The 13879-nt window shown below is 74.0% G+C and carries 12 protein-coding genes and 1 pseudogene; 10 read left to right on the top strand and 3 right to left on the bottom strand.

Translation table 11 applies throughout. From position 1 onward, the window contains the following. Positions 1-149 precede the first annotated feature (149 nt). On the bottom strand, positions 150-1088 hold the full coding sequence (locus JHAT_RS24610) for a LysR family transcriptional regulator (RefSeq protein WP_077800429.1): 939 nt from the start codon (positions 1086-1088) through the stop codon (positions 150-152). Between the two features lie 95 nt (positions 1089-1183). Between JHAT_RS24610 and JHAT_RS24605 the strand changes: the two genes are divergently transcribed. The 3 genes from JHAT_RS24605 (at position 1184) to JHAT_RS34100 (ending at position 3647) form a co-directional block, all read left to right on the top strand. Beyond that, on the top strand, positions 1184-2170 hold the full coding sequence (locus JHAT_RS24605; protein ID WP_077800428.1) for an EamA family transporter: 987 nt from the start codon (positions 1184-1186) through the stop codon (positions 2168-2170). 237 nt (positions 2171-2407) lie between these two features. Beyond that, complete coding sequence (locus JHAT_RS34410) at positions 2408-2614, top strand: hypothetical protein (RefSeq protein ID WP_143660497.1); 207 nt, start codon at positions 2408-2410, stop codon at positions 2612-2614. A gap of 7 nt (positions 2615-2621) precedes the next feature. Continuing rightward, a complete protein-coding gene (locus JHAT_RS34100) occupies positions 2622-3647 on the top strand; it encodes a DUF2637 domain-containing protein (RefSeq protein ID WP_307718357.1) in 1026 nt (341 codons plus the stop codon). On the opposite strand, the pseudogene JHAT_RS24595 reads toward JHAT_RS34100, so the two are convergent. Further along, a pseudogene (locus JHAT_RS24595) lies at positions 3614-4413 on the bottom strand (sugar phosphate isomerase/epimerase family protein). The gene JHAT_RS34100 and the pseudogene JHAT_RS24595 sit on opposite strands and share 34 nt — an antisense overlap. A 195-nt stretch (positions 4414-4608) precedes the next feature. Further along, positions 4609-5655 carry a LacI family DNA-binding transcriptional regulator gene (locus JHAT_RS24590; RefSeq protein WP_077800427.1) on the bottom strand — a complete coding sequence of 349 codons (1047 nt, stop codon included), beginning with the start codon at positions 5653-5655 and terminating at the stop codon, positions 4609-4611. A gap of 258 nt (positions 5656-5913) precedes the next feature. Between JHAT_RS24590 and JHAT_RS24585 the strand changes: the two genes are divergently transcribed. The 7 genes from JHAT_RS24585 to JHAT_RS24555 all read left to right on the top strand — a co-directional run bounded on the left by JHAT_RS24585 (position 5914) and on the right by JHAT_RS24555 (position 13843). Next, positions 5914-7065, top strand: coding sequence for a Gfo/Idh/MocA family protein (locus tag JHAT_RS24585; protein ID WP_171991033.1), 1152 nt, complete (start codon positions 5914-5916; stop codon positions 7063-7065). After that, entirely contained in the window at positions 7062-8213 is a 1152-nt protein-coding gene (locus JHAT_RS24580; RefSeq protein ID WP_077800426.1) for a dihydrodipicolinate synthase family protein, read from the top strand. The genes JHAT_RS24585 and JHAT_RS24580 overlap by 4 nt, the downstream gene beginning before the upstream one ends. Positions 8214-8248: 35 nt before the next feature. After that, on the top strand, positions 8249-9046 hold the full coding sequence (locus JHAT_RS24575; RefSeq protein ID WP_171991035.1) for a sugar phosphate isomerase/epimerase: 798 nt from the start codon (positions 8249-8251) through the stop codon (positions 9044-9046). A 182-nt stretch (positions 9047-9228) separates the two neighbouring features. Then, positions 9229-10491, top strand: coding sequence for a sulfotransferase (locus JHAT_RS24570; RefSeq protein ID WP_077800424.1), 1263 nt, complete (start codon positions 9229-9231; stop codon positions 10489-10491). 116 nt (positions 10492-10607) lie between these two features. Then, on the top strand, positions 10608-12044 hold the full coding sequence (locus tag JHAT_RS24565) for an MFS transporter (protein ID WP_253195600.1): 1437 nt from the start codon (positions 10608-10610) through the stop codon (positions 12042-12044). Between the two features lie 42 nt (positions 12045-12086). Further along, positions 12087-13241, top strand: a complete 1155-nt coding sequence (locus JHAT_RS24560; protein WP_253195599.1) for an acyltransferase — start codon at positions 12087-12089, stop codon at positions 13239-13241. A 158-nt stretch (positions 13242-13399) separates the two neighbouring features. Further along, entirely contained in the window at positions 13400-13843 is a 444-nt protein-coding gene (locus JHAT_RS24555; RefSeq protein ID WP_077800422.1) for a MarR family winged helix-turn-helix transcriptional regulator, read from the top strand. Positions 13844-13879 lie beyond the last annotated feature (36 nt).

Raw genomic sequence — 13879 nt, 5'->3', positions numbered from 1 at the left:
TGCGGAGGAGAGGGTGGTCAGCGATCGCAGCCAGCAGCGAGGCCGACACCGCACCGTGGTGACTCTTCCGGCAACGTGCGGGTTGGACGGGCGGGGCGCGGCCCCGGTTCCCGGTCGGGGGCCGGTTTCCGAAGTCGGTGCCGGTGGGGTCAGCGGGGCGCCCGTGCCGGGGGCGGGCCGGCGTGCGCGGAGACGGCCGGCCAGTGCGCGCGCAGGGCGCGCACGGTCTCCGCGATCGCCGGACGCCGGGCGGCCCCCGTGCGCCACAGCGCGTACAACCGCCGTACGGGCATCGGATCGAGCGGCACCTCCACCACCCCGGCGGGCAGCGGGCCGCGCCCCAGCCGGGGGATCACCGCGATGCCGAGGCCGGCGGCGACCAGGGCGACCAGCGTGGGGTTCTCGTCGGCCTGGTGGACGATGTCCGGCTCGTGCCCGGCCGTCCGCAGGGTCCGCACCAGCCAGTCGTGGCAGACCCGGCCGGGCGGCTGGCAGATCCAGCGCTGCCCGCCCAGCTCCTCCCGCCGCAGGGCTCCGCGCCCCGCGAAGGGGTGCCCCGCGGGGACGAGCAGGTCGCACAGGTCCTCGCCGATCGGCGCCTGCTCCACGCCGGCCGCGGCGGGCAGCGGCGCGATGTCCCAGTCGTGGGCGACGACGAGGTCGACGGCACCCTTCGCCACCAGGTCCACGGACAGGTGCGGGTCGGCCTCGCTGAGCCGGGCGTCGAGCGCGGGGTGGCGCGCCGCCAGGTCGGCCAGCACGGGGGGCAGCAGCCCGCGTGCCGCCGACGGGAACGCGGCGATGGCCAGCCGTCCCGCCGGCACGCCGCGCCGCTCCTCCAGTTCGGTCTCCGCGCGCTCCACGAGCGCCATCAACTCCTGTGCGGCGGACGCCAGTTGCCATGCCTCGTCGGTGAGCCGCACGCCGCGGCCCTCCCGCTCCAGGAGCACGGTCCTGGTCTCCCGTTCCAGCTTGGCGATCTGCTGGGAGACGGCGGACGGGGTGAAGCCGAGCGCGGCGGCGGCCGCCCCGACGGTGCCGTGCACGGAGACGGCGTGCAGGGCGCGCAGGCGCTGCAGGTCGAGCATGGCGGCTCCCGGGGGTAATAGATCAGCGTTGCTTCATCCAACCATGCAGCAATCATCGCTGGTGCTACATGGTCGCACCGGGTGATCCTCGACGCATGCGACCTTCCCACCTCGCCCTCGGCGTGCTCGTCGCCGCCGTCTGGGGCGTCAACTTCACGGTCATCGAGATCGGCCTCGACCACTTCCCGCCCCTGCTCTTCTCCGCCCTGCGCTTCCTGGCGGCGGCCCTGCCCGCGGTCTTCTTCACGGGCCGCCCGAAGGTGGCCTGGAAGTGGATCGTGGCGGTGGGCCTGGTGCTCGGGGTGGCCAAGTTCGGCCTGGTCTTCGTCGGCATGGACGCGGGCATGCCGGCCGGCCTGTCGTCGCTGGTGCTGCAGGTCCAGGCGGTGTTCACGGCGGTGATCGCGGCGGCGGTCCTGGGCGAACGCCCCACCGGCGTCCGGGTGCTGGGCATGCTGGTGGCCTGCGCCGGCATCGGCGTGGCGGCCGTCGACGAGGGCGCCTCCGGCCCGCTGGGCGCCTTCGCGATGGTGGTCGGCGCGGCGGCCGCCTGGGGCGTGTCCAACGTCCTGACCCGCAAGGCCTCCCCGCCCGACGCGCTGAACTTCATGGTGTGGGTGTCCACCGTCCCCGTCCTGCCGCTCCTCGCCCTGTCCCTGCTGACGGAAGGGTCCTCCCGGGACCTCGCGGCCCTGCGCGGCCTGGACTGGCAGGGCGCGGGCGCGCTGCTGTTCGTCGCCTGGGTCTCGACGGTCTTCGGCTTCGGCGCCTGGGGCTGGCTGCTGCGCCGCCACCCCGCCTCGACGGTCGCGCCGTTCTCCCTCCTGGTCCCCGTCTTCGGGATGACGTCGGCGGCCCTGTTCCTGGGCGAGCCGGTGAGCCCGCTGCGGTGGTGCGCGGCGGCCCTGCTGGTGGGCGGGGTGGCGCTGACGTCGGTGACCCGCCCGCGCCGGGAGGAGGACCCGTGCGACGGCGACGGGCCCGGGCGGGAGGATCCGGCGGACGACGTCCACGCCGAGGGCGCCGGTCCTCGGGGGCGCGCCGGTACGGCCGGCACCGCCCCGGCCGCGGCACGCGGCTGACCCCGCCCCGGCGGCGGAGGGGGAGGAACGCGGCACCCACGCGTCCCCCCGGGTGCCCGGGGCCGGGGCGTCGGCGCGCACCTCGCCGCCCGGCCCGCGCGCCGGGAAATCCCCGCGCATCATCACCCCGGAACGGGGGGCGGACGGACAGGCGGACACCAATACAGAGTAATAGTCGGGATATTCCTTCACTCGTTTGCCGCGCATCCGGCTGAGACGGCCGACGTTAGTGAGGACATGACCAAGGTAACTGGGGGGAAGTGTCTCCCTTGGGATTCCGAGCGGAAGAACGCGGTGGGGGACCAGGGCGGAGCACCCGTCGCACTCAGCGAAACCGAGCCGATCCTGCGTGATTTCCTGAATGTCATGGGCGAGCTCCAGGAGGATCTCGCCGGGCGGTGGGCCGCGACGAAGGAACAGCCCGTCCTTTCGCGAGCCGAGTGACCGGACCGTGCACGACGAATACCTCTACGACGGACCGGATTCCTCCCCCTACGACGCACCCCGCCACGAAGCGGGTCGGGGCCGGCACCGCGCCCCCGTCGACGACCTCTCGATGCCCCTCCCGGACCTGTTCTGGGACCCGTCCGAGGAGCTGGCCTCCATGCTCCAGGACGCCCTGGAGGAGCAGCTCCCCGAGGCACCGTCCCCCCGGGACGAGGCGCCGGCCACGGCTCCGGCGCCGGGCGGCCCCCTGCAGAACCTGCAGGACATCACGGCCGAGCTGCCCCCGCTGAGGGCGTCCGCCCACCGCCACCGCAAGGTGCGGGTGCGACGCGGCCCGCGGGGGCTCCAGGCGGTCAGTTACGTCATCGCCGCCGCCATCACCGTCATCACCTCCGCGGTCAGCCTCTTCGGCGGCATGGTCGCCTACGACCCCCTGCGCGTCGTCGCCCTGACCCGCCTGCAGACGGGCGCCGTGTCGTGGTGGCCCCTGCTCGTCTACGGGCCCTGGCTCGCGGCGTCGCTGTCCGTCCTGCGGGCGGCGCTGCACCGGCGCCGTGCCGTGCACTCCTGGTGCGTCGTCCTGGCGTTCTCGCTCATCGCGATGCTCCTGTGCGTGGCCGCCCAGACGCCCGAATCCGTCATCGACGTCGCCGCCGCCGCCCTGCCCGGCCTGGCGTCCCTGACCTGCTTCCAGCAGCTCGTACGCCAGATCACCCTGACCCGCCCGCCCCGGCGCGCCGCACCCCGGCACCGCCTGCGGTCCTCGTCCCCGGAGGGGGCCGACGCGGCGCGGGCGCCCGGACCGGCACCGGCACCGGCACCGGCACCGGACCCGGGCCCCGGCCCCGGCGCGCGGCGCGAGGACGCCCGGCCCGCCGGCGGTCGCCGGCCGTCGGCGCCCACGGCGAAGACGTACGTGATCAGCGACAACCGGCCGCTGCGGGACCGGGCGCGGCGCTCGCCCGACCCCTTCCCGCAGCCCCGGCGCGCCGACCGTCAGGCCGACTCGCTGAGCAGCCGGGCGAGGTGACGGCGGCCCTCGTCCAGCAGGCCGGGCAGCGGGGCGGCCGCCTCGTACCACCGCTTCTCGTACTCCCAGCACAGCCAGCCGTCCCAACCTCGCGGGAGAGCACCTCCACGCACTCGCCCAGCGGCAGCACGCCCGCGCCGAGCGGCACCGGCGTGGTGTCGTCGGGCGAGGCGATGTCCTTGACCTGGACGTAGCCGAGGTGCGGGGACAGCGCCGCGTAGGTGTCCACGGGCTGCTCGCCGCCCAGCCAGGTGTGCATGACGTCCCACAGGGCGCCGACCTGGCGGTGGCCGACCGGGCCGAGCACGCGCATCGCGTCGGCGCCGGTGCGGTGCGAGTCGTGGGTCTCCAGCAGGATGCGCACGCCCGCGTCGGTGGCGTACTCGGCGGCGGTGCCCAGGCGCCGGGCGGCCGTCGCGTCGGCCTCCTCGGGGCTCTGGTCGGTGCCGCCGCCGGGGAAGACGCGGACGTACGGGGCGCCCAGGTCACGGGCCAGGCCGAGCAGGTCGCGGATCTCGGCGACGACCGCGTCGTCGTCACCGGGCGCGGCGACCCGCGCGTACCCCGCGACGGCGAGCACCTCGACGCCGGCCGCCTTGAACGCGGCGGCGGCGTCGGCCCGTTCGGCGGGGGAGAGGCCGGGGTTGACCGGCTCCTCGGGGTGGGCGCGCAGTTCGACGCCGTGGTATCCGTGGGCGGTCGCGAGCCGCAGCACGTCGGGCAGGGGCAGTCCGGGCAGGCCGAGGGTGGAGAACGCCAGCTTCATGCCCGGGGACCATACCCGCGATCCGCGCGTGGATTCCTCCTCCGCGGAGGTGTCACGCCGGGAGCCGCCGTCGTTTCGGGGACCCGGGGGCGGCAGCCCCCGGCGACGCCCGCACGGACACCGCGCACCGCCAAGGGGGCGGCACCTTCGAAGAACCCCGCACGGCCACCGCACACCGCCGGGCAGACGCCACCCTCACTTCCGCGGAACCCCGGAGGACCCCCGCACCATCAACTCCCCCCGCACCGTGGCGATGTCCCCGGGCGGAGCCTCCTCGCGCCCCATCGCGATCCGCCCGGCCCGCGCCCCCGCCTCCGACAGCGGCAGCCGGACCGTCGTCAGCGCGGGCACCGCGTCGATGCTGAACGGCAGGTCGTCGAAGCCGGCCACCGACACGTCCGCCGGGATCCGCAGCCCGGAGTCCCGCAGCGCCGCGCACGCCCCCAGCGCGACGGTGTCGTTCGCGGCGACGACCGCGGTCAGGGACGGGTCCCTGCGCAGCAGCTCGAGCGTGGCCTCGTAGCCGGAGCGCCGGTCGTAGCGGCCGTGGACCGTCCAGCGGGGGTCCTCCTCGACGCCGTGCGCGGCGAGCGCGGCCCGGTGCCCCTCCAGCCGGTGCCGCGTCGTGGTCCGCTCCTCGGGGCCCGCGATGTACCCGAGCCGCCGGTGCCCGAGGCCGATCAGGTGCTCGGTCAGCTCCCGGCCGCCCCCGCGGTTGTCGAAGGTCAGCGCGATCGCCCCGGTGCCCGGCGCCGGCGGCCGCCCGCACAGCACCACCCGCGTCCCGGCCTCCGACAGCTTGCGCAGCTTCGCCGCGACCGCCGCCTGGTGCGCCGCGTCCTCCATCGCCCCGCCGGTCAGCACCACGGCCGCGGCGCGCTGCCGCTGGAGCAGCGTGAGGTAGGTCAGCTCGCGCTCCGGGGCGCCGCCGGTGTTGCAGACCACGGCGAGTCTCTCGCCGCCGGCCCTGCCGCCCGGCCCGCCGATCTCGGACTGGATCGCGCCGGCCATCACCCCGAAGAACGGGTCGGCGATGTCGTTGACCAGGATGCCCACCAGGTCGGACGTGGCCGCCGCCAGGGCGCTCGCGGGGCCGTTGAGCACGTAGTCCAGCTCGTCGACGGCCTTGAGCACCCGCTCCCGGGTGGAGGCGGCCACGGGATAGTTCCCGTTCAGCACGCGCGACACCGTCGCCGGGGAGACCTGGGCGCGGGCCGCCACGTCCGCCAGTGTCACCGTCATGTCCTCGTCCTCCGGTCGCGCTCTCGTCGTACGCCTTCGTACACGGGTTAGCCGGGCCCGGGTCCGGCCCGGTTCCGTGCAGACCTTACGGCCACCGCCCGCCGCTGTTCGCCCACTCGAACAACTCGCCCCGCCGCACGGTCTTGTCCGGACCGCCGTCCACAGGCTAGCTTCATAGTGAATAGAAAGCGCTTGCTGTATCGCCTTGTCCCGATCTTCGGCGTATGCGGCGCGCGGACCGCGTACGAAGGGAACGACGTGACACGCAAGACGGTGCGTATCGCCATGAACGGTGTGACCGGACGCATGGGCTACCGGCAGCACCTCGTCCGCTCCATCCTGGCCATCCGCGAGCAGGGCGGTCTCGACCTCGGCGGCGGCACCGTGCTGTGGCCGGAGCCGGTCCTGGTCGGCCGCCGCGAGCACGCGCTCCGGGAACTGGCCGAACGGCACGGGCTGGAGCACGTCTCCACCGACCTGGACGCGGTCCTCGCGGACGACAGCGTCGAGATCTACTTCGACGCCCAGGTGACCTCGGCCCGCGAGGAGGCGATCAGGAAGGCGATCGCCGCGGGCAAGCACGTCTACACCGAGAAGCCGACCGCCACCGGCCTGGACGGCGCCCTGGAGCTGGCCCGCCTCGCGCGGGCGGCCGGCATCAAGCACGGCGTCGTCCAGGACAAGCTGTTCCTCCCGGGCCTGCTCAAGCTCAAGCGCCTCGTCGACGGCGGCTTCTTCGGCCGGATCCTGTCCGTGCGCGGCGAGTTCGGCTACTGGGTCTTCGAGGGCGACTGGCAGTCCGCCCAGCGCCCCTCGTGGAACTACCGCGCCGAGGACGGCGGCGGCATCGTCGTCGACATGTTCCCGCACTGGGAGTACGTGCTCCACGAGCTGTTCGGCCGCGTCACCTCCGTCCAGGCCCTGACCGCCACCCACATCCCGCAGCGCTGGGACGAGAACGGCAAGCCCTACGACGCCACCGCCGACGACGCCGCGTACGGCGTCTTCGAGCTCGACGGCGGGGCGATCGCGCAGATCAACTCCTCCTGGGCGGTCCGCGTCAACCGCGACGAGCTGGTGGAGTTCCAGGTCGACGGCACCGAGGGCTCCGCGGTCGCGGGCCTGCGCAACTGCCGCGTCCAGCACCGCTCCGCCACCCCCAAGCCCGTCTGGAACCCGGACATCCCCGCCACCGAGGTCTTCCGCGACCAGTGGCAGGAGGTCCCGGACAACGGCGAGTTCGACAACGGCTTCAAGGCCCAGTGGGAGCTGTTCCTGCGCCACGTCCACGCCGACGCCCCCTACCACTGGGACCTGCTGGCCGGCGCCCGCGGCGTCCAGCTCGCCGAACTGGGCCTGAGGTCCTCGGCCGAGGGCCGCCGCCTCGACGTGCCGGAGATCTCCCTGTGACCCTCCACCTGCCCGACGCGAACGGCACCCTGCGCGCCTACGAGCCCCGCACCGCACCCCTGGCCGTGTCCCCGGGAAGCGCTTTCACCTCCCGTACGGTCTTCTCCGCCGCGCACGTCGTCGCCGACCCGTACGCGGACACCACGCCGGACGGCCCCGCCGCCGTCGACTGGGACGCCACCCTCGCCTTCCGCCGTCACCTGTGGTCCCACGGACTCGGCGTCGCCGAGGCCATGGACACCGCCCAGCGCGGCATGGGCCTGGACTGGGCCGGCGCGGCCGAGCTGATCCGCCGCTCGGCCGCCGAGGCGAAGTCGGTCGGCGGCCGCATCGCCTGCGGCGTGGGCACCGACCAGCTCACCGCCGGCACCCTCGCCGAGGTCCGCGCGGCCTACGAGGAACAGCTGGCCGTCGTGGAGGAGTCGGGCGCCCAGGCCATCCTGATGGCCTCCCGCGCCCTCGCCGCCGCGGCCCGGGGCCCCGAGGACTACCTGGAGGTCTACGGCCACCTGCTGCGCCAGTCCGCCGAGCCGGTGATCCTGCACTGGCTGGGCCCGATGTTCGACCCGGCGCTGGAGGGCTACTGGGGCTCGTCCGACCTCGACGCGGCCACCGACACCTTCCTGGAGGTCATCGCCGCCCACCCCGACAAGGTCGACGGCATCAAGGTCTCCCTCCTCGACGCCCGGCGCGAGGTCGACCTGCGCCGCCGCCTGCCGCGGGGCGTGCGCTGCTACACGGGCGACGACTTCCACTACCCCGAGCTGATCGCCGGCGACGACCAGGGATTCAGCCACGCCCTGCTCGGCGTCTTCGACCCGCTGGGTCCGCTGGCGGCCGAGGCGGTCCGCGTCCTGGACACGGGGGACACGGAGGGCTTCCGCGCCCTCCTCGACCCCACGGTCCCCCTCTCCCGCCACCTCTTCCGGGCCCCCACCCGCTTCTACAAGACGGGCGTGGTGTTCCTGGCCTGGCTGGCGGGCCACCAGAGCCACTTCACGATGGTCGGCGGCCTCCAGTCGGCCCGCTCCCTGCCGCACTTCGCCCGCGCCTACGAACTCGCCGACGGACTGGGCCTGTTCCCGGACCCGAAGCTGGCGGAGGAACGGATGAGGTCCCTGCTGAGCCTGTACGGAGTGAACCGGTGAGCGCCCCCGACCTGTCCCGCTTCAGCGTCAACCAGATGACGGTCAAGCAGCTGTCCCTGCCCGAACTGACCGCGGCCTGCCGCGACCTGGGCATCGGCAACGTCGGCCTGTGGCGCGAGCCGGTCCAGGCGTACGGCGTCGAGGCGGCGGCCGGGCTGGTCCGCGACGCGGGCCTGAACGTCACCACCCTGTGCCGGGGCGGCTTCCTCACGGCCACCGACCCGGACGAGCGCGCCCGGGCCCTCGCGGACAACCGCCGCGCGGTCGACGAGGCGGCCGTCCTCGGCACCGACACGCTGGTCCTGGTCTCGGGCGGCCTCCCGCCCGGCTCGAGGGACCTGCGCGGAGCCCGCGAACGCATCGCGGACGCCCTGGCCGAACTCGGCCCCTACGCCGAGCAGCACGGCGTCCGCCTCGCCATCGAGCCGCTGCACCCGATGTTCGCCTCGGACCGCTGCGTGGTCTCCACCCTCACCCAGGCCCTGGACATCGCCGAGCACTTCCCGGCCCACCAGGTCGGCGTCACGGTCGACACCTACCACATCTGGTGGGACGACCGGGCCCCCGCCCAGATCGCCCGGGCCGGCGCGCAGGGCCGCATCCACACCTTCCAGCTCGCCGACTGGACGACCCCCCTCCCGGAGGGCGTCCTCAACGGCCGCGGCCAGATCGGCGACGGCGCGGTCGACATGCGGGAGTGGAAGGGGTACGTCGAGGCGGCCGGGTACACCGGCGCCATCGAGGTCGAACTCTTCAACGACGCCCTGTGGGCCCGCGACGGACGGGAGGTGCTGGCCGAGACGGCGGCGCGCTTCGCACAGCACGCGGCGTAGCCGTCCCGCTCCTCTCCCCGGGTCCCTCCGGCTCCCTCCTCCCCCTCCGCATCCCTCCGGTCGACGATTGTGGCAAGTTGCCAAAGGCGTCCCCGTGGCGGCGCTCGCGGCGGTGCGGGGGGCGGGGGCGGCGGTAGCGTCCAGGTCGTCCTAGTGTTCGGGCGCACCCAGAAGGAAACCCGATGAGCGAGCAGCACGTGCGGTCGGCCCCGGCGCGGGAATCCGCGCTGCCCTGGCGCTGCGGTGGCGGGGGTCCGGCCTGGGGCACCTCGAGCCCGTTCCTCCCGCGCCGGGTGCGGCCCGCGCCGCAGGACCGGCTCGCGGTGGCCGACCTGCTGGAGCGGGTGCGCGAGGACGACGGGGAGGAAGTGCCGCGGCTGCGCTTCCTGCCCGCCCTGGAGCGGCTCGTCTCGTCGCTGGACACCGAGGCCGGCCTGCACGCGGAAGGGCGTGCCGCCGTACGCCGCGAACTCGTGGAGGCCCTGGTCCGCCAACGGCAGCTGGTACGGCTGCTGCGGGACCACCCGGTGATCGCCCTGACCGACATCAGGGCCCCGGTGTTCGTCACCGGCCTGCCGGGCAGCGGCGCGGCCCTGCTCCACAACCTGTTGGCGGAGCACCCGGGCCTCGACGCCCCCGCCCTGTGGGAACTGGCGGACCCCGGCACCGAACTCGCCGACGTCCGGCAGCGGCTGGCCGCCATGCGACGGGCTCGCGCGGAGGCGGAGGAAGCGGCCCGGTCGACCCTGGGACGGGGCACGGGGCAGCTGCTGCGGCACACCCGCCCCGGCGGTTGCCACCGCCTCCTCGCCAACGCGTTCCACAGCATGACGGCCACGCTCACCTGGCGCGTGCCGGGCTACGGAGCCTGGCTCGAGGAGGCCGACCTCACCGAGGCGTACGCCTTTCACCGCGCCCAGGTGCAGGCGATCACCTGGCGGATCCCCGGCTCCCTCCTGGTGCTCCGCGACCCCTTCCACTCCCGCCACCTGCGCGCTCTGCTGCACGCGTACCCGGACGCCAGGATCGTCCACGTGCACCGCAGCCCCGCGGACGTCGTGGGCGCCTGTGCCGGGATCAGCGCCGCCCGAAGGCTCCGCACCGCACCGGTGGGCGACCCGGGCGCGGTGGGCACCGAGTGGACGGAGCGTGTGGAGCGGCACTTCGCGGCGTCGGAACAGGCCAGGTCGGCACTGCCCCGGGCCCGTCTCCTCGACGTCCGGCACGCGGAGCTGGTGGCCGACCCCGTCCGGCAGGTACGGCGCGTCCAGCGGTTCGCCGGCGTGACGCCCACCCCGCTGGCCGACCGCGCCGTCGCCGAGCTGGCCGCGCGGTCGAGCAGGGCGGCGCGCGCCGCGCGCCCCTTCCGGCCCGAGGAGTTCGGCCTCTCCCGCCGCCGGCTCGACGGCCGCTTCGCCGTGTACCGGACGACGTACGGCGTCTGAACCCTCCCGGGACCGGCCCCTTTCGGACCAGCCCCCCGGGGCCGGCCCCCTGGAAGCCCCCGATTGCGCATCACGATCCGGCCCCCGGGCCGAAGAGAGAGGCAGAGGTGCCGCCCATGACGTCACAGATCCTGGAGATGCCCGACGACGAAGGAGCGACGACGGTGACGACCGCCCCCGGCGGCGACGGGCCGGAACCGGAGCCGGACCCGCCGCGCAGACTCGGTCTCGCCGTGGGCGTCGTGGCCCTCGGTGGGCTGCTGTTCGGCTTCGACACGGGAGTGATCTCCGGTGCCCTGCTCTTCCTGAAGACGGACTTCCACCTGTCCGCGTTCCAGGAGGGCACGGTGATCTCCTCCCTCCTGCTGGGCGCCGCGGCGGGCGCGTTCGGCAGCGGCCGGCCGGCCGACCGCTGGGGCAGGCGCCGGACCCTGATCGTGGTCGCGGCCGCCTTCACCCTGGGCCTCGCCATGGCCACCCTGGCCGCCGGCTTCTGGACCATGATCGCGGCGCGGGTGGTGCTCGGACTGGCGGTGGGCTCCGCGTCGACGGTCGTCCCGCTCTACCTGGCCGAGATCGCGCCGCCCCGGCTGCGCGGACGCCTCATCACCGTCAACCAGATCCTGCTGACCACCGGGATCCTGGTCTCCTACCTCGTCAACCTGTGGTTCGCGGACGAGGCCGACTGGCGGGCCATGTTCGGTGTGGGCCTGGTGCCCTCGCTGCTGATGCTGGTCGGGCTGTTCCTCGTACCCGAGAGCCCGGTGTGGCTGAGCGGCCGCGGACAGGAGCGGGAGCGGAAAGGCGCGGGTCCGGCCGGTCACCGCGGCCGCCTCGCCGACGCCACCGTGCGCCGGGCGCTGCTGATCGGGCTGACGCTGGGTGCCGTGCAGCAGTTCGCCGGGATCAACACCATCATCTACTACGCTCCCAGCATCATGCGGCGCGCGGGACTGCCCGCGACCAACTCGATCCAGTACTCCGTCGTGATCGGCGTGGTCAATCTGCTGATGACGGTGGCGGCCGTCCCCCTCGTCGACCGTGCGGGCCGCCGTCCGCTGCTCGTGCTGTCCCTGACCGGCATGGCGTCGGCCCTGGTCCCGCTGGGCTTCGCCCTGGACGGCGGGCTCGGCCCCGCCTCGCACGTCGTCGCCCTCGTCTGCATGGGCGTGTACGTCTCGTCCTTCGCCATCGGGCTCGGCCCGGTCTTCTGGATCCTGGCCGCGGAGGTCTTCCCGCCGTCCCTGCGCGCCTGGGGTGCCGCACTGTGCGCCCTGGTCAACTGGGCCGCCAACTTCCTCGTGGGCCAGCTCTTCCTGCCCGCGGTGGACCTGGTGGGGGAGGCGGTCGTCTTCTGGTTCTTCGCGGCGGTGGCGCTGGCCGCCCTGTGGTTCGTGCTGCGGCACGTCCCCGAGACGAAGAACCGGCCGTTCGCCGCGATCCAGGAGGAGCTCATGGCCCGCACCGCCGCCACGCCCGCCCGCGCCGCCGTCGCGGGTGCTCCCCCACGCGCTCACTCGTCGTCTCCTTCCTCCGTCTCCCTGCCCGAATAAATGCTTGATCAAGCATTGTTATCGCCTTCTGGAGGGGCCTCCATGACCACGCACGCCAGACCCGCCGAAGCACCGGGGCTCGACGCGTCCCCGCCGGGATTCTCGCGGCTGCCCTCGCTGACCGGCATGCGGTTCGTCGCCGCCATGATGGTCTTCCTGTTCCACTCCTCGCTGACGACCGAACCGCCGCTGAACCCCTTCAGCGGCACGGCCTCCGACCTCTACCACGCGGCCTTCACCAAGACCGGGTGGATGGGCGTCACCTTCTTCTTCCTGCTCAGCGGCTTCGTGCTCACCTACTCGGCGCGGCCGGACGACACCCGGCGCCGGTTCTGGCGCCGACGGTTGGTCAAGCTCTACCCGAGCCACGTCGCCGGGTGGGCCGGTGCCATGGCGCTCTTCGCCGCGGCCACCGCCACGTGGCAGCAGTGGCTGCCCAACCTGCTCCTGCTGCAGACCTGGATACCCGAGTACCACACCTACCTGAGCATCAACCCGCCCAGCTGGTCGCTCTCCTGCGAGGTCTTCTTCTACCTCTGCTTCCCCCTGCTGCACCGCTGGATCAAGCGGATCCGGCCCGAGCGGCTGTGGGCGTGGGCGGGCGGCCTGGCCGCCGCGATCACCGTGATCCCCGCGCTCGCCTACCTCCTGCTGCCCGACGGCACGATGTCCAACGGCTTCCCCGTCTCCGAGGTCCAGTACTGGGCCGTCTACATGCTGCCGCCGGTGCGCACCCTCGACTTCGCCCTGGGCATGATCATGGCGCGCATCGTGATGAGCGGCCGCTGGATCCGCCTCGGTCTCCTGCCCGCCTGCGCCCTGGTGCTCGTGGGCTACGCCGTCGCCAACGCCGTGCCCTGGCTCTTCGGCCTCAACGCCGCGGCCCTCGTGCCGTTCGCGCTGCTCATCCCCGCCGCCGCCACCACCGACCTGCGCGGGGAGCGCTCGCCCTTCCGCGGCCGGGTCATGATCCGGCTGGGCGAGCTGTCGTTCGCCCTCTACATCGTGCACAACGTCCTGATGGTGTGGGTGCGGTCGCTGATCGGCGAGAGCCGGCTCTACGGCGTGCCCGGGGGCGTCGGCGTCATCGCGCTCTACTTCGCGCTGTGCCTCGCCGTGGCCTGGCTGCTGCACAAGGGGGTCGAGATGCCGATGATGCGGCGGTTCGGCAAGCCCCGCGCGCGGGTCCGGTCCTGACGGTCCAGGCGGTCCGCCGGCCGGTGCGCGCCCCGAGGGGGAGCGCACCGGCCGGTTCCCGTACCGGGGAGTTGCTCTATGCTTGCGGAAGCAAGTTCATCGTTCGGCGAAGCCGTGCCGCGGCGGGCGCCGGGCACGGGACAAGGTGGTGCAGGGACATGGCGGTGAGCGGGCGGGGACGGCTGGGCGGTCAGCAGGAGTTGTGGCGGCAGCTGCTGTTGCTCGTCAACGGCGTGGGGTCGACGCTCGACAAGAAGCTGCAGCGCCGGCACGGCATCACGTCGTCGGAGTTCACCACGCTGTCCATCCTCGCCGGCGGCGCCCTGCGGATGCAGGAGCTGGCCGACTCGGTGGGCCTGAGCCAGTCCACGATGAGCCGCATGGTGAGCCGCCTGGAGAGCGCGGGACTCGCCGCGCGCACGGCGGGCGAGGACGACCGGCGGGTGATGTTCGCCCACCTCACCGAGGACGGCCGGAAGCTGGTCTCCGGGGCCCAGGGCACGTTCACCAGGGAACTGGAACTGGCCCTGGAGGCCGCGGCGTACGAGCCCGCGACGGCGTCCCTGGTGAACCGCCTGCGGCGCGACCCCATGGCCCGCTAGGGCCGGTCACGACGAGAGCCCGGTGAGGGGGACGGA

The sequence above is a fragment of the Streptomyces sp. JHA26 genome (assembly GCF_002005565.1).
Lineage (GTDB): Bacteria > Actinomycetota > Actinomycetes > Streptomycetales > Streptomycetaceae > Streptomyces.
The sequence above is the reverse complement of the archived record's forward strand: the minus strand, read 5'-3'. Positions and strand labels throughout refer to the sequence as shown.

Bases quoted from the DNA above. Each gene is read 5' to 3' on its own strand.
- JHAT_RS24610 (WP_077800429.1), bottom strand. From the start codon at position 1,088: ATGCTCGACCTGCAGCGCCTGCGCGCCCTGCACGCCGTCTCCGTGCAC.
- JHAT_RS24605 (WP_077800428.1), top strand. From the start codon at position 1,184: ATGCGACCTTCCCACCTCGCCCTCGGCGTGCTCGTCGCCGCCGTCTGG.
- JHAT_RS34410 (WP_143660497.1), top strand. From the start codon at position 2,408: ATGACCAAGGTAACTGGGGGGAAGTGTCTCCCTTGGGATTCCGAGCGG.
- JHAT_RS24590 (WP_077800427.1), bottom strand. From the start codon at position 5,655: ATGACGGTGACACTGGCGGACGTGGCGGCCCGCGCCCAGGTCTCCCCG.
- JHAT_RS24575 (WP_171991035.1), top strand. From the start codon at position 8,249: ATGACGGTCAAGCAGCTGTCCCTGCCCGAACTGACCGCGGCCTGCCGC.
- JHAT_RS24570 (WP_077800424.1), top strand. From the start codon at position 9,229: ATGAGCGAGCAGCACGTGCGGTCGGCCCCGGCGCGGGAATCCGCGCTG.
- JHAT_RS24565 (WP_253195600.1), top strand. From the start codon at position 10,608: ATGACGTCACAGATCCTGGAGATGCCCGACGACGAAGGAGCGACGACG.
- JHAT_RS24560 (WP_253195599.1), top strand. From the start codon at position 12,087: ATGACCACGCACGCCAGACCCGCCGAAGCACCGGGGCTCGACGCGTCC.
- JHAT_RS24555 (WP_077800422.1), top strand. From the start codon at position 13,400: ATGGCGGTGAGCGGGCGGGGACGGCTGGGCGGTCAGCAGGAGTTGTGG.